This is a genomic window from Kitasatospora sp. SolWspMP-SS2h, assembly GCF_003259315.1.
Taxonomy (GTDB): domain Bacteria; phylum Actinomycetota; class Actinomycetes; order Streptomycetales; family Streptomycetaceae; genus Kitasatospora; species Kitasatospora fiedleri.
Genome location: NZ_QLLT01000002.1, coordinates 126,276 through 145,817 on the forward strand (window position 1 = coordinate 126,276; position 19,542 = coordinate 145,817).

The 19,542-nt window shown below is 76.4% G+C and carries 19 protein-coding genes; 8 read left to right on the top strand and 11 right to left on the bottom strand.

Going from position 1 to position 19,542, the window contains the following annotated elements; genetic code table 11:
* Nucleotides 1–7: 7 nt before the first annotated feature.
* From K353_RS36750 to K353_RS02860, 8 genes are all read right to left on the bottom strand, one after another.
* Nucleotides 8–1,069, bottom strand: coding sequence for a VOC family protein (locus K353_RS36750; RefSeq protein ID WP_111551960.1), 1,062 nt, complete (start codon nucleotides 1,067–1,069; stop codon nucleotides 8–10).
* Nucleotides 1,066–2,367: a beta-ketoacyl synthase gene (locus K353_RS02830; RefSeq protein WP_111551961.1), complete on the bottom strand. Its 1,302-nt coding sequence runs from the start codon at nucleotides 2,365–2,367 to the stop codon at nucleotides 1,066–1,068. Before K353_RS02830 ends, K353_RS36750 begins: the two co-directional genes overlap by 4 nt.
* A complete protein-coding gene (locus K353_RS02835) occupies nucleotides 2,364–4,025 on the bottom strand; it encodes a class I adenylate-forming enzyme family protein (RefSeq protein WP_111551962.1) in 1,662 nt (553 codons plus the stop codon). The genes K353_RS02830 and K353_RS02835 overlap by 4 nt, the downstream gene beginning before the upstream one ends.
* Nucleotides 4,026–4,109: 84 nt before the next feature.
* Complete coding sequence (locus tag K353_RS02840) at nucleotides 4,110–4,748, bottom strand: hypothetical protein (protein ID WP_199527966.1); 639 nt, start codon at nucleotides 4,746–4,748, stop codon at nucleotides 4,110–4,112.
* A 97-nt stretch (nucleotides 4,749–4,845) separates the two neighbouring features.
* Nucleotides 4,846–5,976: a beta-ketoacyl synthase N-terminal-like domain-containing protein gene (locus K353_RS02845; protein WP_233533321.1), complete on the bottom strand. Its 1,131-nt coding sequence runs from the start codon at nucleotides 5,974–5,976 to the stop codon at nucleotides 4,846–4,848.
* 26 nt (nucleotides 5,977–6,002) lie between these two features.
* Nucleotides 6,003–6,362, bottom strand: coding sequence for an acyl carrier protein (locus K353_RS02850; protein WP_233533322.1), 360 nt, complete (start codon nucleotides 6,360–6,362; stop codon nucleotides 6,003–6,005).
* The gene (locus K353_RS02855; RefSeq protein ID WP_100839394.1) at nucleotides 6,362–6,628 is read right to left on the bottom strand and encodes an acyl carrier protein; all 267 of its coding nucleotides are present in this window, start codon (nucleotides 6,626–6,628) and stop codon (nucleotides 6,362–6,364) included. Before K353_RS02855 ends, K353_RS02850 begins: the two co-directional genes overlap by 1 nt.
* Before the next feature lie 179 nt (nucleotides 6,629–6,807).
* Complete coding sequence (locus K353_RS02860; protein ID WP_111551964.1) at nucleotides 6,808–8,214, bottom strand: class I adenylate-forming enzyme family protein; 1,407 nt, start codon at nucleotides 8,212–8,214, stop codon at nucleotides 6,808–6,810.
* Between the two features lie 188 nt (nucleotides 8,215–8,402).
* On the opposite strand from K353_RS02860, the gene K353_RS02865 reads away from it, so the two are divergent.
* The 4 genes from K353_RS02865 to K353_RS02880 all read left to right on the top strand — a co-directional run bounded on the left by K353_RS02865 (nucleotide 8,403) and on the right by K353_RS02880 (nucleotide 12,738).
* Nucleotides 8,403–9,509: an alpha-hydroxy acid oxidase gene (locus K353_RS02865; RefSeq protein WP_111551965.1), complete on the top strand. Its 1,107-nt coding sequence runs from the start codon at nucleotides 8,403–8,405 to the stop codon at nucleotides 9,507–9,509.
* Between the two features lie 78 nt (nucleotides 9,510–9,587).
* Entirely contained in the window at nucleotides 9,588–10,418 is an 831-nt protein-coding gene (locus tag K353_RS02870) for a methyltransferase domain-containing protein (RefSeq protein ID WP_111551966.1), read from the top strand.
* Entirely contained in the window at nucleotides 10,418–11,377 is a 960-nt protein-coding gene (locus K353_RS02875) for an alpha/beta hydrolase (RefSeq protein WP_111551967.1), read from the top strand. The genes K353_RS02870 and K353_RS02875 overlap by 1 nt, the downstream gene beginning before the upstream one ends.
* Nucleotides 11,374–12,738 carry a PLP-dependent aminotransferase family protein gene (locus K353_RS02880; protein ID WP_111551968.1) on the top strand — a complete coding sequence of 455 codons (1,365 nt, stop codon included), beginning with the start codon at nucleotides 11,374–11,376 and terminating at the stop codon, nucleotides 12,736–12,738. The genes K353_RS02875 and K353_RS02880 overlap by 4 nt, the downstream gene beginning before the upstream one ends.
* A gap of 97 nt (nucleotides 12,739–12,835) precedes the next feature.
* On the opposite strand, the gene K353_RS02885 is transcribed toward K353_RS02880, so the two are convergent.
* From K353_RS02885 to K353_RS02895, 3 genes are all read right to left on the bottom strand, one after another.
* Nucleotides 12,836–13,600 (bottom strand): ABC transporter permease, encoded by a 765-nt coding sequence (locus K353_RS02885; RefSeq protein WP_111551969.1) that lies wholly within the window; start codon nucleotides 13,598–13,600, stop codon nucleotides 12,836–12,838.
* A gap of 74 nt (nucleotides 13,601–13,674) precedes the next feature.
* Complete coding sequence (locus tag K353_RS02890; RefSeq protein WP_199527976.1) at nucleotides 13,675–14,628, bottom strand: ATP-binding cassette domain-containing protein; 954 nt, start codon at nucleotides 14,626–14,628, stop codon at nucleotides 13,675–13,677.
* 153 nt (nucleotides 14,629–14,781) lie between these two features.
* Complete coding sequence (locus K353_RS02895; protein ID WP_233533323.1) at nucleotides 14,782–16,137, bottom strand: glycosyltransferase; 1,356 nt, start codon at nucleotides 16,135–16,137, stop codon at nucleotides 14,782–14,784.
* 280 nt (nucleotides 16,138–16,417) lie between these two features.
* Between K353_RS02895 and K353_RS02900 the strand changes: the two genes are divergently transcribed.
* From K353_RS02900 to K353_RS02910, 4 genes are all read left to right on the top strand, one after another.
* Nucleotides 16,418–17,350, top strand: coding sequence for a 3-oxoacyl-[acyl-carrier-protein] synthase III C-terminal domain-containing protein (locus K353_RS02900; protein WP_100839386.1), 933 nt, complete (start codon nucleotides 16,418–16,420; stop codon nucleotides 17,348–17,350).
* A gap of 155 nt (nucleotides 17,351–17,505) precedes the next feature.
* Nucleotides 17,506–17,853, top strand: a complete 348-nt coding sequence (locus K353_RS02905; protein ID WP_111551971.1) for an acyl carrier protein — start codon at nucleotides 17,506–17,508, stop codon at nucleotides 17,851–17,853.
* A gap of 5 nt (nucleotides 17,854–17,858) precedes the next feature.
* A complete protein-coding gene (locus tag K353_RS33645; protein WP_146616383.1) occupies nucleotides 17,859–18,788 on the top strand; it encodes a 2-hydroxy-acid oxidase in 930 nt (309 codons plus the stop codon).
* The gene (locus tag K353_RS02910) at nucleotides 18,785–19,534 is read left to right on the top strand and encodes a 4'-phosphopantetheinyl transferase superfamily protein (RefSeq protein WP_146616384.1); all 750 of its coding nucleotides are present in this window, start codon (nucleotides 18,785–18,787) and stop codon (nucleotides 19,532–19,534) included. The genes K353_RS33645 and K353_RS02910 overlap by 4 nt, the downstream gene beginning before the upstream one ends.
* Nucleotides 19,535–19,542 lie beyond the last annotated feature (8 nt).

The following is a 19,542-nucleotide window of genomic DNA, read 5'->3' on the forward strand; positions in this document are numbered from 1 at the left end:
CCTCTGCTCAGCTGTCCGCGGTGGCGCGCTCGCGCTCCACCGCCTCGTACAGGGCCTTGATGTTGGCGGTGCCGAAACTGCCGGCGCCGCGCCGCTCCACCAGCTCCAGGAAGAAGGTCCGGCGCGGGTGGGTGGAGCGGGCGAAGATCTGGAACAGCTCGCCGCCGTGGTCCCGGTCCACCAGCACGTGGGTGTCCCGGAGTTCGGCCACCGGGATGGCCGTCGGGCCGAGCCGGGACTCCAGCGCCTCGTAGTACGCGCCCGGGGTGCTCAGGAACGCCACCCCGCGCCCGCCCAACTCCCGCACCGCGGCGGTGATCGACTCCGTCGCGTACGCCAGGTGCTGGACGCCCGCGCCGCCGTGGGCCGTCAGGAAGCCGTCGATCTGGCCGGAGGCCCGCGAGGTGTCCGGCTCCAGCAGGGTGAAGGTGACCGTCCCGCACGGGCTCTGCACCACCCGGGAGTCCATCGCCTGGTCGCCGACCTCCACGTACTCCCGGAACACCTCCCGGAAGCCCAGCCCGTCGACCGCCCACCGCACCGAGCCGTCCAACTGCCCGCCCGGCACCACCACCGCCACGTGGTCCAGCGACAACAGCGCTCCTTCGCCCGGGAGTTCGTCCGCCGGCAGCAGGTCGTCCGGGCCGACGAAGCGCAGCGCCAGGTCGCCGAAGCCGGAGACCGTGCCCGCCCCGCCCGGCCCGGCCCCGTCCGCGCCCGCCCCGTCCGGCCGTTCGCCGTCCGGCCGTTCGCCGTCCAGTCGTTCTGCGCCCGCCGCCAGCGCCCGTCCGGCCGCCGCGTCCGCCGACGCCCGGTCGGCGTGCCGCAGCGCGATCACCGCGACGCCGTCGCCGTGCCGCCGCACCCAGGCTGCCACCGGGTGGTCGGCCTCCACCGCCGAGGTCAGCAGCACCCGGATCGAGCCCTGGTGCGCCACCACCTGCGCGGTGCCCGGAGCGGCCCGGTCCGGCTCGCTCAGCGTGAAGCCCCAGTCGTCGCGCAGCAGCGCGGCGTACTTGTGGGCGTCCTCCACGTACAGTTCGGTGTACGCGATGCCCGGCACGGTCATGAGTCCCCTCCGAGGTGCTTGGCCGTGATGCTCGGCGGGCCGAACAGCAGGCTCAGGTTGTGGCCGCCGAACGCGATCGAGTTGGACAGCGCGTGGCGCACGACACCGTGCTCGGCCGCGCCGCGGACGTGCCGCAACGCGCAGGCGTCGTCCGGCTGTTCGAGGTTCAGGGTGGGCGGGATCAGGCCCTCGGCGACGGCCAGCGCCGACACCGCCGCCTCCACCGCCCCGCCCGCGCCCAGCAGGTGGCCGGTGGCGCCCTTGGTCGAGCTGACCCACGGCCGGTGGTCGCCGAACACCTCGCGCAGCGCCGCCGCCTCGGCCCGGTCGCCCAGCTTGGTGCCGGTGCCGTGCGCGTTGACGTAGTCCACCGCCGACGGCGCCAGGCCCGCCGAGCGCAGCGCGGCCCGCATCGAGGAGACCGCGCCCGCGCCGTCCGGACGCGGCATGGTCGGGTGGTGGGCGTCGGTGGCCGCGCCCCAGCCGGCCAGCGCGGCGTACGCGGAGGCGCCGCGGGCCGCCGCGTGCTCGGCGCGCTCCAGCACCAGGACGGCGCTGCCCTCGCCCAGCACGAAGCCGTTGCGGCGGGCGTCGAACGGTCGGGACGCCTGCGTCGGGTCGTCCCAACCGGCCGCCAGCGCACGGGAGTTGTCGAAGGCGGCGGCGATCGTCGGGTGCAGCGGGGCCTCCGCGCCGCCGCACACCACCACGTCCGCCTCACCGCCGCGGATCAGCCGCAGGCCCTCGGCGACCGCCTGGGCGCCCGCCGCGCAGGCGGTGATCACGGCCGAGCTGTAGCCGCGGATGCCGTGCGCGATGGCGATCCGGGCGGCCGCCATGTTCGACAGCATGCCCGGCAGCAGGTACGGGCTGACGGCGGCCCGGCCGCGCTCGCGCCGCCCGGCGGCCTGCTGCTCGTAGCTCTCCAGCCCGCCGCCGCCGGTGGCCAGCACCACCGCGACCCGTTCCGGGTCGGTGTCCTGACGGATCGTCAGCTTCGCGTCGGCGAGGGCGTCCTCGGCGGCGGCCAGCGCGAGCAGCAGGAAGCGGTCGGCGACCCGGGTCTCGGTCGGCGGCAGCACCTCGGTGGCCGGGACGTGCGGGGCGATGCCCGCCACCCGCAGCCAGCCCGCCGCCGGGTGGTCCGGCGGCGGGGCGACCAGCCCGGAGCGGCCGGCCGCGAGCGCCCGGTACACCTCCGGCACGGCGCGGCCCAGCGGCGTCACCCAGCCGATCCCGGTGACCTGCGCGGTGACGCCGGCGGGGCTGGTGGCGCCGGCGGCGTCGGGGGCGGTCACGGCGCGCCGGTCCCGGCCCCGGCGGCGATCCCGGCCCCGGCTCCGGTCCCGGCCTCGGCCAGGTGGCGCTGGCGCAGCAGCACCTTGCGGACCTTGCCGGTCGGGCCGAGCGGGATGCGCCCGTCCGGGACGGCCAGCACGGTGCGGACCACGGCGGCCACGTGCGGCTCCAGCGCGGCGAGCACCTCGGCGGTGCGGTCGGCGTCCTGGTCGGCGGCCGGGTCGAGCTGGAGCAGCACGTCGGCGACGGTCCGCCCGCCGTCGCGGAAGGCGACCACGGTGCAGTCGTGCACGTCCGGGCAGGCCGCCAGGACGCGCTCCTCGCTGGCGGCGGTGTGCAGGCGGCGGCCGTCGCCCAGGTCGACGGTGTCGACGGCCCGGTCCACGTGGTAGTAGTAGCCGTCCTCGTCGCGGTACACCAGGTCGCCGGTGAGGAAGTAGTCGCGGACCCGGGTGCGGTGGGTGGTCACCGAGTCGTTCCAGTAGCCGGGGGACAGGGTGGGCGAGCGGGTGCCCAGCTCGCCGACCTCGCCCGGGCCGAGCTCGTTGCCGTCGGGGTCGAGGACCGCGCAGTCGACGAAGGCGTGCGGGCGGCCCACGCAGCGGCCGTAGCGCTCGGAGTCGACGGTGTGGGTGATGAAGAAGTGCGAGTGGCCCATCTCGGAGGAGCCCAGGCCGTCGATGAACACCGACCCGGCGGTGCGGACCCGGCCCTGCCGGGTGGCGGTCTCGCGCGAGCCCTGGGCGACCAGGCGGCGGATGTGCGCCTCGTGCGCGCAGTCGCCGGTGTTCCACCACAGGCCGACCGAGGAGAGGTCGCGGGCGGACAGGTCCTGCCGGGCCAGGTCGGCCCAGGTGGTGGCGAAGCCGTACACGCCCAGCGGCTGCCAGCGCTCGATCGCCTCCAGCACCGCCGGTCCCGACTGCTGGGAGATCAGGTGCAGTTGGGCGTCGAAGCTGAGCGCCAGGTTGACCGCGATCAGGGTGGCGGCGTGCGCGGCGGGCAGCGCGCTGAGCACCCGGTCGATGCCCTGCGGCCGGGGCAGCAGCAGGCGGTGGCGGATCGCCGCGTACAGGCTCTGGTGCGAGTGCAGCACCGCCTTGGGCAGGCCGGTGGTGCCCGAGGAGTGGGTGATCGCGACCGGGTCGGTGGGCCAGTGCCGGTACGGTTCGGGCGCCGACTCCGGGTCGCCGTCGGCGAGTTCGGCGGTGTCGGCGAGGACGGGCGCGCCGAAGTCCACGTCGGCCAGGGCCTTGGCGTGGGCGGCGTCCGCGAGCAGCCCGACCGCGTTCAACCGGCGCAGGTAGCGGGCCGAGGTGTCCGCGTCCAGCGCCGGGTTGAGCAGGGCCGGGATCGCGCCGAGCCGGCTCAGCGCGAGGAAGCACAGCACCTGCTCGGCCGCGGCGGACGCCTGCACGGCGACCGGGTCGCGGCGGCGCACCCCCCGGGCGTGCAGGGCGGCGGCCCGGGCCCGTACCGCGAGGTCGAGTTGACGGAGCGTCAGTGCGGTGCCCGCCGGGTGGCCGTCGACGGGGGTGTCGAAGGTCAGGGTCGGCGAGTCCAGGCCGAGGCCCTGCTCGACCCTGGTGGTCAGGACGTTGCCGGCGCCGACGGAGCTGTCGGCGGACAGCACGGCGCGAAGGGTGCGGAGGCTCATCGTTCCCGTTCTCTTCTCGTGGTGCGGGAAAGGGGGCGGGCTCCCCCGGCGGGGGCCGCGGTGCCGCGAGGGGCGGCGCGGGTGTCAGGGGGCGAGCAGGACGGCGGTGGCGCGGTCGGGCGGGCCCTGGACGGCGGTGATGGCGAGCACCTGCTCGGCGTCGCCGTCCTCGATCAACAGGGCGGCCCGCTCGTGCAGTTCGCGCTCCTCCTGGAAGCCGGGGCCGAGCGCGACGACCGGGCCGTCCAGCTGCCAGCGGGCGGCCAGGTGGCCGAGCACCGCGTTCGGGTTGGACTGGAAGAAGAGCAGCGGGGCGACCCGCTCCCCGGCGGCGGTGGCCCGGGCCAGCGCGTCCGCGGTGCCGGTGTCGCCGCTCGGGCTGGCCAGCAGCAGCGCGGTGCGCGGCGCCCCGGCGGCCGGGGGCGGGCCGTAACGGGCGCGCAGGCAGCGCTCGGCGGTCTCGGCCACCAGCGGGCTGAACGAGGACTCCACGAAGCCCGCGATGGCGGGCAGTTCGTCCCCCGGCCGGTCCGGCCAGCGGGCGGCGGCCAGCACCCGCAGCGGCCCGGCGAGAACGCGCGGCGCCGCCGACGGGGACGCCGGGCGCGGGTGGCCGGGAACGGGGACGGCGACGGCAACGGGGGCGGGGACAGGAACGTGATCGGGGGCAGGAACGTGATCGGGAACGTGGTCGGGGAGGACGGCGGGTCTCGGGGCGGTCATGCGGGAGTCACCAGGGGTGCGGGCCGGGCGGCGACCGGACGGGAACGGACGGGGAGGGCGCGGCGGTACGGACGGTGCGGGCGGTCGGGGCGCGGCGTCATGCGGGGGCCACCAGCAGCGCGGTGTTGGCGCCGCCGAACGCGGCGTTGACGGTCAGCGCCAGGCCGGGGGCGGCCGGGCGGGGGCGGTCGAGCACCAGGTCCAGCGGGCAGCCCGGGTCGGGAGCCTGCCAGCCGGCGTTCACCGGCAGCGCCCCGGCACCCAGCACGCCCACGGTGGCGGCGAGTTCGAGCAGGGCGGAAGCCTCCAGGGCGTGGCCGTGCACGGACTTGGTGGAGCTGACCGGCGGGGTGCCGGCCGGGAAGACGGCGCGCAGCGCGGCGGCCTCGGCCAGGTCGCCGAGCTTGGAGCCCGCGCCGTTGGCGTTGACGTAGCCGATCGCGTCCGGCGCGGCGCCCGCCCGGTCGAGCGCGCCGTGCACCGCCCGGGCCAGGCCGGTGCCGTCGGGGTGCGGCCGGCAGACGTGGAAGGCGTCCCCGGTCCGGGCCCAGCCGGCGATCCGGGCGAGTGCCCGGCCGCCGCGCCGGCGCAGGGCCGGTGCGGACTCCAGGACCACGGCGACCGCCGCGTCGCCGAGCAGCATGCCCCGGCGGCCCAGACTGAACGGGCGGACGGCGCCGTCCCCGGCCAGCGCCCGGCCGGCGTCGAACACCGCGAAGGTGTCCGGCTCGACCAGGTACCCGGCCGCGACCAGCACCCGTTCGCGGCGCCCGGAGGCGATCAGCGCGGCGGCGTCGGCGACGGCGCCGGACGCCGCGACGCACGCCCCGGTGTAGACCCGGGGCCGCAGCCCGGTCCGTTCGGCGACCTCCGCCGCGACCGGACCGGCCCGCCGGTCGCCGTGCAGGGCGAGCAGCAACTCCTCTTCCGCAGACGGCTGTTCGAGGTCGACCGGGCCGGAGAGCGCACCCGCCTCGGCGAGCACCGCGACCAGCTGGTCGGCCAGCCGGGGGGAACCCGGCCCGGTGGCGGCCCGGTCGGTGCGGTGCGCGGCGGTGCCGAAGCGCTCCACCGGGGTGAAGGCCGGCCGCCCGGCGAGCACGCCGTCGGTGAGCGCCGCGAGCCCGGCACCGAACGCCGAGCGCACGCCGATGCCGCCGACCAGGACGGCGCGCCGCGGCGGACCGTTCCGGAGCGCGGTCCCGGTCGCGGACGTGGTCGTGCTCACGGACGTGGTCGCGGAGGCGGGCGGGGTCATGGCGCGGCGGCCCCCGCCTCCGTGGCGGCCCCGACACCGGCCGTGGCAGCGACACCGGCACCGGCACCGGCTGTGACACCGACCCCGGCCGGGGCGGCTGCCGGGACGCCCGCCGGGGCGGCGGCGAGCTGCGCGTCGAGCGCGGCGACGGCGTCGTCCACCGTGCGGATGGCGTCCAGGCGTTCGTCGTCCAGGTCGATCTGCACGCCGTAGGTCTGTTCGGCCTGGGCGATCAGCCAGGCCAGTTCCAGCGAGCCCAGGTGCTCGTCGACCTGCTCGGGGGAGCGGTCGCCGTAGCGGGCGAGCATGGCCAGCGCCTCGGTCCGGCCGAAGCGGGTGCGGGCGTCCGTGCTCATCAGGCGGTGCTCACCGTGGACTTGGCGACCCGGGCGGCGACCTCGGCGCTGAACTCGTCGATGGTCATCAGCGCGGTGGACTCCATGTCGTCCAGCTCGAAGCGGATGCCGAACTCCTCCTCGACCTGCACCGCGAGGTCGGCCAGCGCCAGCGACTCCAGGTCGAGGCCGGCCGGGCCGAGGTCGGTCTCCGAAGTGACCTGCGAGACGTCGTAGTTCATCCCGGCCAGGGCGGTCAGGACGAACGTGCGGATCTGTTCCTGCATGGACGGACTCTCTCCAGTGCGTCGGGGAGGGGAGGGGAGGGAAGGTGTTTCCGGGCAGGGCGCGCCGACGGACGGGCGGACGGTGTCTGGAGCCGTCCACCCGGCCGGTGACGGCCGCACCGGAAGGGGAGGGAGAAAACGCGGAACGAGCAAAACGCGGGACGAGCGGGAGGGGTGGATCAGCGGGCGGCGTCGGCCTGTCGGCGCAGGGCGGCGGCGTCCCGCAGCAGCTTCCCGGTGGCGGTCCGGGGCAGCCGCGGCATCAGGTGCAGCCGGCGGGGCAGCTTGTAGCTCGCCAGCTCCTTGCCCAGCAGTTCGCGCAACTGCTCGGCGGGGCCGCCCCGTTCGGACGGCGCGGAGGTGACACCCTCGGCGGTCGCGGCGTACGCCTCGATCGCGCCGTCGGCGAACAGCACCACGGCCTCGACCACACCGGGGAGCCCGGTGAGGGCCTGCTCGACCTCGTTCAGGTCGACCTTGAGGCCGCCGATGGAAATCTGTGAGTCGCGCCGCCCGAGCACGGTCACCAGGCCGGTGCCGTCCTCGATCAGCGCGGCGTCGCGGGTGTGCAGCAGGCCGTCCGACCAGCGGGTCGGGTCGGTCGGGCCCAGGTACGGGGACCGCTCCCGGGCGATGTGCAGTTCGCCGCCCGCGACGGACAGTTCCATCCCGTGGACGGGTGCCACCGCGGGGTGGTGGTGGCCGTTCAGGTCGGTGGCGATCACGCCGGTCTCGGTCATCCCGTACATGGTGCCCAGCGGGACGCCGAACCTGGCCCGGAACGCGGCGGGCAGCTGTGGTCGGACGAGTTCGCCGGCCACCACCATCCGCCGCAGCTGCGGCAGTTCGGGCGGCGCGGCGGCCGCGGCCAGCAGCTCGGCGTGGAACGGTACCCCGATCACGGTGGTCGGGGCGCCGCCCTCGGCGATCGCGGCCAGGATGCCGGTCGGGGTCATCCGCTGCGGCACCACCAGCTCCACGCCCGCGTGCAGGGCGTGCAGCAGTCCGCCGACCAGGCCGAGCACGTGCACCGTCGAGGACAGCAGCACGGTGCGCTCGCCGCGGGTCGGGAACTCCGGGAGCCGGGCGTAGCGGTCGAGTTCGCGCAGCAGGTCGGCGGCCGTCCGGGCGATCACCTTGGACGGTCCGGTCGAGCCCGAACTGAGCTGCACCAGGGCGTGCTCGGTCGTGGCTCCGGCACCCCCCGGCAGCGACCGGAACTGCGGTCGGCCGTCGGTGAGTTCGGCCAGCACCCGGGGGTGCAGCCGGTCCACCGCGCGGTCCACCTCGGCGGCGGTCAGCCGGTGGTCCAGCAGGATCGCCTGGGCGCCGGAGCGCCAGGCGGCCAGCAGGACGGCGACGAACTCCGCCGACGGCGGCATCCGCAGCGCCACCGTCCCGCGTTCGCCGAGCCCGGCGGCGGCCAACTGCCGCTGCCGTTCGGCCACCAGGGCCCGCAGGGTGCCCCTGTTCACCGGAGCGCCGAAGCGCAGGCACGGTTCGCCGTCCGGTCCGGCGAGTAACTGCTCGTCCACCCAGTCCGCGGCGACCGTGCCGCCGCGTACCGGGGTTGGGGTAAGCGTCAACGCAACTCCACGCGCTCGTGTGGGAAGCAAGGTTCGGAAGTTGTGATGCTTCAGTGTGGAACCCCCGTCGGTGCCGACCTTTGCACGGGAGCGCATCAAGGGTCAAGGTCTATACCAGTGGCGGACTGCCCCCTACGCTGTCCCTCGTTTTCGCACGAGTTGACGGAACATCAGGAGGTTCGGACGCGATGGTTCCGCTCACCCTGGCGGAGCACGGCGCACTGGCCAAGGCCCGACTGCCCGCCGTGATCTGGGACTTCTTCGACGGCGCGGCCGGGTCCGAGTGGACCGCCCGGGCCAACCTGGACGCCTGGCGCCGGTACGTGCTGCGCCCGCGCGCCCTGGTGGACGTCTCGGCCCCCGACTGCGGCACCGAGCTGTTCGGCGACCGGCTGGCCGCCCCGTACGGCGTCGCCCCGATGGCCTACCACGGGCTCGCCCACCCCGAGGCCGAGTGCGCCACCGCCCGGGCCGCCGCCGGGGCCGGGGCGCTGCTGGTCACCAGCATCTTCGCCGGGTGCACCCTGGAGCGGATCGCCGAGGCCGCCCCCGGCGCGCCGCGCTGGCTCCAGCTGTACTGGCTGCGCGACCGCGAGGCGCTGGCCGGGATCGTCCGGCGGGCCGAACGGGCCGGCTACCGGGCCCTGGTGCTCACCGTCGACGCGCCCAAGGTCGGCCGCCGGCTGCGCGACCTGCGCAACGGCTTCGCGCTGCCGCCCGGCATGACCGCCGCCAACCTGGCGCCCCGGCTCACCAGTGCCGCCGGGCAGGCCGCACCCGGCCGCTCCGGCATCGAGGAGCACTCCCGGCAGCAGTTCGACCCGACGGTCACCTGGGCCGACCTGGCCTGGCTGCGGCGGCGCACCGAGCTGCCGCTGCTGCTCAAGGGCGTGCTCACCGCCGAGGACGCCCGGCGCGCGGTGGAGCACGGCGTGGACGGCCTGGTCGTCTCCAACCACGGCGGCCGCCAGCTCGACGGCACCCCGCCCGCGCTGGACGCCCTGGCCGAGGTGGTGGACGCCGTCCCGGCCGACCACCCGGTGCTGGTCGACGGCGGCCTGCGGCACGGCTCCGACCTCGCCAAGGCGCTCGCCCTGGGCGCCCGCGCCGCGCTGGTCGGCCGACCCGTGCTGTGGGGCCTGGCGCACGGCGGCGCGGACGGCGCCCGGGCGGTGCTCGACCTGCTGCGCGAGGAACTCCTCGACACCATGGTGCTGGCCGGCCGGCCCACCCTCGCGGACCTCGACCGCGGCGCGCTCGCGCCCTGGCCGGCGGCCCCGCGGACGTACCGCTGAGCGCGCGTCCCTCTCCTTATATATAGGGGCCGTGACGGAGCACCGACAAAGTATGTGAAAGAGAACGGAAGAACCCCCGTGACGCACACCGAATCCCGCGCCTCCGACACCCCCGCGGACCCCGCCGCCGAGCTGTTCGCGGACTGGGACTGGGAGGACCCCGACGGCCTGGCCGCCCGCACCGACGCCTTCACCGAGGACCTCGCCCGGTGCACCGCGATCGAGCTGGTCCGCCCCGAAGCGCCGCACACGCACCAGGACTTCCGGGACCTCGGCGTCACCGGCGTCGAGTTCGCCGCGTTCCGCACCCGCCACCCGCAGGGCCTCGGCACCGACCTGGTCGGCCTGCACACCGACACCGAGGAGACCCGCCCCGGCCCGGTCTACCGGATCGACGGCACCAGCCTGTACACCCGGCTGGACATCGGCGCGCCGCTCCCGTTCGCCGACCACAGCGTCGACTGGGTGTACGCCGAGCACCTGATCGAGCACGTCCCGCTCGACACCGCCGTGCGCTGGCTCGCCGAGGTGCGCCGCGTCCTGCGCCCCGGCGGCCTGCTCCGCCTCACCACCCCCGACCTGGCCCGGTACGTCGAGGGCTACCTCGACGACCGCGAGCAGTTCTTCCGCCGCCACCGCCGCCGCCTGCGCACCATGCGGGTCGGACCGCCGATGCCGGAGCGGCGGGCCTTCATGCTGAACCAGATCTTCTACCACTTCGGCCACCGCTGGATCTACGACGAGGCCGAGCTGCGGTACGTCCTGGACCGGGCCGGCTACGGCGCGTTCACCGTCGTGCGGCAGGAGTTCCAGACCGGCGCCCGACCCGACGTCGCCGCCCTCGACACCGCCTTCCGCAAGGACGAGTCGATCTACCTGGAGGCCGTCGCCCCCGGAGGACCGCGCTGATGCCGCTGCACCCCCAGGCCGAGGCGGTGCGGGCCCGCCGCGCCGCCGCCGGCACCCCGCCGCTGTACACCCGCACCCTCGCCGAGGCCCGCGCCGCCGACCTCGCCGACCTGCGCGCCGCCACCGGCGCCGGCGAACCCGTCCACCGGGTCGAGGAGTCCACCGTCGAGGGCCCCGGCGGCCCGCTCGCACTGCGCCGCTACCGGCCCGCGCCGCGCCCGCAGGACGCCCCGCCCGGCCCGGCCCTGCTCTACCTGTACGGCGGCGGCTGGGTGCTCGGCTCGCTGGAGACCGGCGACCCGGTCTGCCGCGCGCTGGCCAACGCCACCGGCGCCGACGTGTTCGCCGTCGGCTACCGGCACGCCCCCGAGCACCGCTTTCCCGCCGCCCTCCACGACTGCTGGGCCGCCCTCGACCGGATCGTCCGCCAGGCCCCGCAGTGGGGCCTCGACCCGGCCCGGATCGCGGTCGGCGGCGACAGCGCCGGCGGCAACCTGGCCGCCGCCCTCACCCTGCTGGCCCGCGAACGCGGCGGCCCCGCGATCCTGCACCAGCTGCTGGTCTACCCCAACACCGACCACCGCGTCCCCGCCGACGGCGAGGCCGACCCGGCGCTGTTCAACCGGCACTCGGTGGCCTGGTACTGGTCGCACTACCTCGCCGACCCCGCCGACGGCGCGAACCCGCTGGCCTCCCCGCTGCGCGCCCCCTCGCTGGCCGGCCTGCCGCCCGCCACCGTGATCACCGCCGAGTACGACCCGCTGCGCGCGGAGGGCGAGGAGTACGCCGAGGCCCTGCGCGCCGCCGGCGTCCCCGTCGCACTGCGCCGCTACGACGGCATGCCGCACGGCTTCTTCGCCATGCCCGGCCTGCTGGACGACGGCCGCCGCGCCCAACTCTTCGCCGCCGAGCGGCTGGTGGCGGCCTACCGGACCGGCGTGGCGGAGGGTGCCCGGTGACCAGGGTGCTGCACCTCGCCGACCTGCACGGCTCGCTGTCCGACCCGCTGCTGGACGCGATGACCTTCCTCAACGAGGTCACCGCCCGCTACCCCGAGGCCGTCTCCTTCGCCCCCGGCCGCCCGTACGAGGAGTTCTTCGACCCGGCGGACGTCCCCCGCCACCTGGAGACCTACCTGCGCCACCTGCGCGAGGAACGCGGCCTGACCGACGGCCAGGTCCGCCGGGAGGTGTTCCAGTACGGGCGCACCAAGGGCCTGATCGCCCCGCTGATCGCCCGCGCGCTGGCCGCCGACGAGGGGATCGACACCGACCCCGAGGCCCTGGTGGTCACCGTCGGCGCCCAGGAGGGCATGCTGCTGGTGCTGCGCGCCCTGTGCGCCGGGCCGGACGACGTGCTGCTGGTCTCCGCGCCCTGCTACGTCGGCGTCACCGGCGCGGCCCGGCTGCTCGACCTGACCGTGCACCCCGTCCCCGAGGCCGGGCGGGACGGCGGCCTCGACCCCGCCGCGCTGGCCGCGGCCGTCCACGCCCTGCGCGCCGCCGGGAAGCGCCCCCGGGCCTGCTACGTCGTCCCCGACTTCGCCAACCCCAGCGGCGCCAGCCTGGACGAGGCGGCCCGCCGCCGGCTGCTGGAGGTGGCCGAGGAGACCGGCGTCCTGCTGATCGAGGACAACCCCTACGGCTTCTTCGGCCGCACCGCCGCCGCCCGCCCCACCCTCAAGGCCCTGGACGGCGACCGCGGCAACGTGGTCTACCTCGGCTCGTTCGCCAAGACCTGCTTCCCCGGCGCCCGGGTCGGCTACGTGGTCGCCGACCAGCGGGTCGCGGGTGGCAGCTCCCACGTCGCTTCCGGCGGGCTGCTCGCCGACGAGCTGGCCAAGCTCAAGAGCATGACCACCGTGAACACCTCGGCGCTCAGCCAGGCCGTCATCGGCGGCATGCTGCTCGACGGCGGACTGCGCCTGCGGGACGCCAACGAGCCCGCCCGACGCTTCTACGCCCGCAACATGGACACCCTGCTGGACGCGCTGGAGACGGCCTTCCGGGGCGTTCCCGGCGTCTCCTGGAACCACCCCGACGGCGGCTTCTTCGCCGTCGTCACGGTGCCCTTCCGGGCCGACACGCAGGCCCTGGACGCGTGCGCCCGCAAGCACGGCGTGCTGTGGACCCCGATGGACGGCTTCCACCCGGGCGGCGGCGGGGAGCGCCAACTGCGGCTCTCCTGCTCCTACCTGACGCCGGAGGAGATCACCGACGGCGTGCGGCGGCTGGCCGCCTTCGTGGCCGAGTACGCCGAGTACGCCGAGCCCGGGGGGTCCGCGGAGTGCGCGGCGGAGGGCGGCCCGGGGAACGGCTGAGCGCAGCACCGAGCGGGGCCCGGCGGCACGGGAGTGCCGGGCCCCGCTCGGGTGCGTCCCGCCCCGGACCGCACGGGCGGTCCGGGGCGGTCCGGGGTCAGCGGATGCGCTGGGCGAACAGCCGGGCCGACCAGGCCACCGCGAGGGCCGTCATCAGCCCGGTCAGCAGCAGGCCGCGCCACACCTCGGGGGCGTCCAGGTGCCCGGCGAACAGGGCCCGCATGCCCTCCACGGCCCAGTAGCAGGGGTTCCAGGACGCGGCGGTGCGCAGCCAGGCGGGGGCCAGCGCGATCGGCAGCAGGGTGCCGGAGAGCAGGGCCAGCGGCTGCGCGATGGTGTTGACCACCGGCCCGAGTGCCGCGTCGGTGGGCACCAGCAGGGCCAGGCCGTAGGAGACCGAGGACGCCATCAGCGCCATCAGCGCGAGCAGCGCCAGCGCCAGCAGCAGGTCGGTGAAGCCCACGGTCAGGCCGAACGGGATGGCCAGCACGGAGATCAGCACCGCCTGGATGAGCAGCGCGGTGGTCTCCCGCAGCGCCCGGCCGAGCAGCAGGGCGACCCGGCTGACGGGCGTCACCCGGGAGCGCTCGATCACGCCCGCGTGCAGCTCGCCGAGCAGGGTGAAGCCGGTGAACAGGCCGCCCATGACGGCCAGCGCGGACAGCAGGCCGGGTACGTACACCCGGTAGGCGTCGGCGGTGCTGTGCGCGCCGGACGCGGCCAGCGCGGAGGTCAGCAGCGGGGCGAACAGCAGCAGGTAGCACAGGGGTTGGAGCAGTCCGACGGCGATCCACACGGGGGAGCGGGCCATCAGGAGCAGTTGGCGCTGGTAGACCAGCCAGGTGTCGCGGGCGAGCTTCAACGGGGACCTCGGGGCGTCGGTTCGGGACGGCGGTTCGGGGCGGCGCTTCGGGGCGGTGGTTCCGAGAACGGGGATCAGCTGTGGACCAGCGCGCGGCCGGTCAGGGCCAGGAACACGTCGTCCAGGCTGGGGCGCTGCAACTGGACGTGCTCGGGCTCGATGCCGGCGGCGGCCAGGGCGCGCAGCAGCTGCGGGATCGCGGTGGCCGCGGAGTCCACGTGCAGGCGCAGCCCGTCCCCGCCGGGCAGGGCCTCCAGCCGCTGCACGCAGGGGAGTTCGGCCAGGGCGCGCTCGGCGCCGGCGGTGGACTCCGGCTCGGGCAGGCCGATGGTGACGGAGTCGCCGGCGATCTTCTGCTTGAGCTCCTCGGGGGTGCCCTCGGTGACGATGCCGCCGTTGTCGACGATGCCGATCCGGTCGCACAGGGCGTCGGCCTCGTCCAGGTAGTGCGTGGTCAGCAGCACCGTCATGCCCTGCTCGCGCAGGCGGCGGACCTCGGCCCACACCTGGGCGCGGCTGCGCGGGTCGAGCCCGACGGTCGGCTCGTCCAGGAACAGCACCCCGGGCCGGTGGACGACGCCGAGCGCCAGGTCGAGGCGGCGGCGCTGGCCGCCCGAGTACGTCTTGCAGACCCGGTCGCCGAACTCGGCGAGGTCGAAGGCGGCCAGGCCCTGCTCGGCGCGCTGCACCGCCTCGGCCTTGCGGATGCCGTACATCCGGGCCTGCATGACGAGTTCCTCGCGGGCGGTGGCCTGGTCGGTGGTGCCGCCGCCCTGGGCGACGTAGCCGATCCGGCGGCGGACCTCGCCGGGCTCGGCGCGCAGGTCGGCGCCGGCCACGGTGGCCGCGCCGCCGTCGGGGACGAGCAGGGTGGCGAGCATGCGCAGCGTGGTGGTCTTGCCTGCGCCGTTCGGGCCGAGGAGGCCGTAGATCTCGCCCTCCGCGACGTTCAGGTCGATGCCGCGCACCGCGTCGACGGTGGCGGCGCCGCGGCGGGGCCGGAAGGACTTGCGCAGCCCCTTGGTCACGATCAACCCGGACTCCTGTGGTCGGTGGGTGCGGTCGGGTGCTTCGAGGGAAGCGAGGTGCTTCGAGGGAAGCGGGTACGTCGAAGGAACGGATGCTCCGGGGGAGGCGGATGCTCCGGGGAGCGGGGTGAGGGGCGGATGCCGGAGCAGACCCTAGGCCCCGACCGGGCCCCCCGACAATGGTCTGGACCAGGTGGCGGGGCGGTGCCGGTACGGTGCGCGCGCGAACCGCTCCAGCCGTTCGGCGGCGGCCACCGCGCCGCCTCCCGCGCGCAGTTGACGCCCCAGCAGTTCGGCGGCGGAGCGGAACGCCGGATCGTCGAGGACGGCGCGCAGCGCCGCCCGCAGCCGCTCGGGCCCGGCGGTGGCGAAGTCGACCCGGACGGCCGCGCCCAGCGCGGCCAGCCGCCCGGCGGTCACCGGCTGGTCGTGCCGGATCGGGGCGAGGACCAACGGCCTGCCGTGGACGAGGGATTCGCCGACGGTGTTCATCCCGCCGTGGCACAGTACGGCGTCCACCGCCCCGCGCTCAAGCAGTTCCAGCACCGGAACGCGCGCACACCCGATCGCGCCCGGCGGCAGCGGGACGTCCCCGGGAGCGGCCACCACCGCCTGCACGTCCGGGAGTCCGGCCAGCGCGGCCGCCGTCCGGCCCAGGAAACCGCCCGCGACCTCGGCGGACAGCGTGCCCATGGTGACCAGCACCCGGCGCCGCGCCGGGTCCAACCGCTCCCAGGGGAAAGGCGGTTCGGGACGCTCCGCGAGCAGCGGGCCGACCAGCGCGTACGTGTCCGGGACGGCCGCGGCGTCCAGGCCGAGCAGGGCGGCGCTGCTCGCGGCCAGCACCAGTCCGGGGGAGAAGCGCGGGTCGGTGTACTCCGCGGCGGGCAGCCCGGCCCGCTCCCACAGACCGCGCAGCACCCCGTCCCGCCAGGCGGCCAGGCCGCCGCCGACACCGCCATCGCCGTCACCGCCGCCGCTGCCGCCGTCGTCACCGCCGCCGTCCCGCGACCCGCCGTCCGGCAGGTCGTCGTCCCACAGGTCACCGTCCAGCGGGTCGCCGATCTCCAGCGAGGACGGCGCGAAGCTCGCCCACGGCACGCCCGCGCCGTGCGCGGCCAGCGCGCCCGCCGGGCTGTGCTGGTCGGCCAGCACCACGTCCGGCCGCCACTGCTCGACGGCCCGCCGGACCGCGCTCAGGGTGAACCGGGTGTGCGGCACCACGAAGCCCTCCCACAGCGAGCGCACCGCCGCCGGCCCGCCCACCGCCTGCTCGCGGAACACCCGGGCGCCGGTCGGGTGCACCACCGCGTCCGGCCCGAGCAGCGGGCGCAGGGCCGACTCCGGTCCGACCCAGGCCACGTGGTGCCCGCGCGCGGCCCAGGCCAGGGCCAGCGCCCGGGCCGGCAGCAGGTGCCCGGCCAGCGGGGGCACCACGATCAGCAGGCGCAGCGGAGGGAGCGGAGGGAGCGGGGGGAGCGGGGGGAGCGGTGGCGTGGCGGTGGGCACGGGCGGTTCTCCTCGGAGCGGCGGATCGGAAGCGGGCTGGAGGCGGCGCGGGCTGGAGGGGGCGCGGGAGCGTTGCCGGAAGGGCGCGCGGGCGGGCTGGAAGGGGACACGGGGCGGCCCGGCGGGGCCGGAACCGGCGCGGGCTCGGCGGCACCGGCGGGAATCCCGTACGAGTCGTGTGCAAACGAGGGAGAACTGGTACAGACCACAGGGGGAGGCCGGGAAGGAAGCGTCGGCGATCTCTTGTGCGGGCCGGTGAGGCGACGGAATACTAGCCCGCGTGACCGCTCTGGAGGCAGTCGCCGTCCACCTGCCGCCCGTCGCCGAACCGATCGAACTGGTCGGGGAACGCCTGGGGCTGACGGATCGTCAGATCAGACTGTTCCGCCGGTTCCACGGCCTGGACCAGGTCAGGGTGGACCCCGACGGCGACCTGACCGATCTGCTCACCGCCGCAGCGACGGCCCTGGCCCCGCTGCGCGGCAACGAACACCGCGTGAGGTACGTGCTGCACGCGCGCAGCCTGCCGATCGCGGCACCCTACCCGCACAACCCGCTGCACGACGTGCTCGGCCGTCTGGGGCTGACGCACGCCCGTGCCTTCACCATCACCCACCACGCCTGCGCCGGCTCCCTGCTGGCCCTGGACGTGGCCGGTCGGCTGCTGGCGGCAGATCCCGACCCCGAGGCGCTGGCGTTGATCCTGGCGGGCGAGAAGACCTTCACCCGGGACGCCCGCATCGTCCCGGACACCGCCCTGTTCGGCGAGGGGGCGGCCGCCTGCCTGGTGCGGGCCGGAGGTGAACGCGACCGCGTGCTGTCCTACGCGGTCGACCAGCACGGCGAGTTCGACGGGCGGCTCGCCGACGATCCGGAGCTGATGCTGGACTACCAGCGCAGCTACCCGGAGCTGATGGTGGCCGTGATGGAGGCGGCACTGGAGGAGGCCGGCGAGAGCTGGGACTCGATCCGGCTGCTGCTGCCGCACAACGTCAACCAGATCTCCTGGAAGCGGATCTGCCGCACGACCGGGTACCCGCCCGAGCGCGTGGTGCTGGACAACGTCCCGGCGGTGGGGCACAGCTTCGCCGCCGACATCCTGCTCAACCACCACACCGCCACCACCCGTGGCCTGCTCCGCCGCGGCGACCGCTACCTGGTCGCCGCGTCCGGGATCGGCGCGACCTTCGCCGCCATGGTGCTCCAGCACTGACCCGCACCGGCCCGCACCGCCCCGGCACCCCGGGACGGTCGGACGCCCGGGCCCGGCGGCGCGGCGCCCCGTCACCGCCGCGCGCCCACGCCACCCAGTCCACCCGCCCGCACCCGGCCGTCCCGCCGGAGTGCCGGCCAGATCAGGGGATCGCCATGACCGACTCCGCCACCGACCTCGCCGTGCCCGAAACCGCCACCGATGCCGCGGGTGCCGCCGACGTCACCGACGCCGCCGTGGACCCCGAGCTGCGCGGCCGGGCCCTCGACGGCATCCTGCTGCTGCTGCCCCGGGTGCTCAAGCGCGAGCTGCCCGAGATCGGCGAGAACGCCTGCCTGTTCGACGAGGTCGGCCTGACCTCCGCCGCCACCCTGGAACTCATCCTGGAGCTGGAGGACCACCTCGACGTGCAGATCGACGTCGAGGGCATCGACCAGGACGACCTGCGCTCGGTCGGCACCCTCGCGGGCTTCGTCGCCGGGCACGTGATCGCCGAGGACTGACGACCGTGCGCGTCCGCGGACCGCTCCCCGCCACCACCCTGCCGCGCGCCGCCTCCCCGCTGCGCCTGACCGCCGCCCACGCCCTCGACCTGCCCGGCGACTCCCCGCTCGCCGCCGACCCCGACCTGCGCGTCTTCACCGCCGACCTGGCCCGCCCGTACGGCGTGGCCCTCGACGAGGACGCGCTGGCCGGGGCGCGCGGCCAGTCGTACGCCGCGCTGGCCGAACGCGCCATCGGCGCCCTGGTGGACCCGACCCGCCCGGTCGACCTGCTGCTGCTGGTGTACGCCACGCCCGACGTCCGGCCCGGACAGGCCGTGGCCCTGCACCTCGCCGGGGTCTGCCCGGGCGCGCCGCTGTCCTTCGCGCTCTGCGACGAGGGCGCCGGCGCCGGGTTCAGCGCGCTGCGGATCGCCGACGCCTACGCCCGCACCGCCGGGGCCCGGCGCGCCCTGCTGATCGCCGTCGAGCAGGCCGACCTGCACCACCGCCCGCACCGGCCCGCCCGGCTCCCGGATCGGCACTCCGCCGCCGCCCTGCTCTGGGAGGCCGAGCCGGAATCCGGACGCCCTCTGCAAGAGCTGCGCAGCGCCCATGAAGTGACGGACCGTCAGATCGCGGACACGCTCAAGGAGTGGTGCGCCGACCTGCCGGAACAGGCCCTGCTGCTGCGCGGCCCCGGCCTGGCCGGAACCGCACCGCCGGGCGGCCCGGAGACCCGGACGGCCCGCCCCGGCAACCCGTACACCGGCGGCTGGGCCGCGCTCGGCGCGGCGCTCGCCGACCCCCGGCTCGCCGGGCGGCCGCTCGCGCTCGCCGACCACGAACCGGAGACCGGCCGCCTCGACCTCGTCCACTGGGCGCCGGCCCCCGGCGCGGACCGCGCGCCGGGCCCGGGAACGGCTGCGGGAACGGGAACGGAGCCCGCCCGGTGACCGACATCTGGCTGATCCGCACCGACGCCGCCCTCCCCGGCGCCCTCGCCCTGCTCGACGCGGACGAACGCGCCCGCGCCGCCCGCCACCCCGACGGCCCCGCCCGCCGCCGCTTCGTCACCGCGCACGCCGCCGCCCGGCTGCTCACCGCCGCCGCGGCAGGCCTCCCGCCCGACCGCGTCCGCTGGTGCCGCGGCCCGCACGGCCGCCCCGAACCCGTCGGCCTCCAGGGCGAGTTGAGCGTCAACCTGAGCACCGCCGGCCCGTGGGCGCTGTTCGCCGTGGACCACTGCCACGAGGCGGACGGGGGCGGCATCGGCGTCGACCTGGAACCCGTCCCGGACGGCCGGGCCGCCGCCCGGCTCGCCGCCCGCTACTACCCGGCGGACGAACCCGCGCCCGACGCCGAGGAGTTCACCCGCCGCTGGACCCGCAAGGAGGCGTACACCAAGGCATACGGCGGACGCCTCGCCGACGGCCTGCGCACCCACGCCGGACCGCCCGGTGACACGCCCGGCCCGCACCGGCTGCACGGCCCGCTCGGCCCGTGCACCGTCCACGACCTGCCCGCGCCCCCCGGCCACCGGGCCGCCGTCGCCCGCACCGGCACCCGCCCCGTCCGACCGCGGCTGCGCAGCTACCCGGAGCCGAGGCCGGAGCCGTCCGCACATCCGGCAGCACCGGACGCCCCCGCCGCGCGCGGCGACGACCACCGCACCCCCGCCGCCCGTCGGCCCCGACCCTGAGGCAGAGC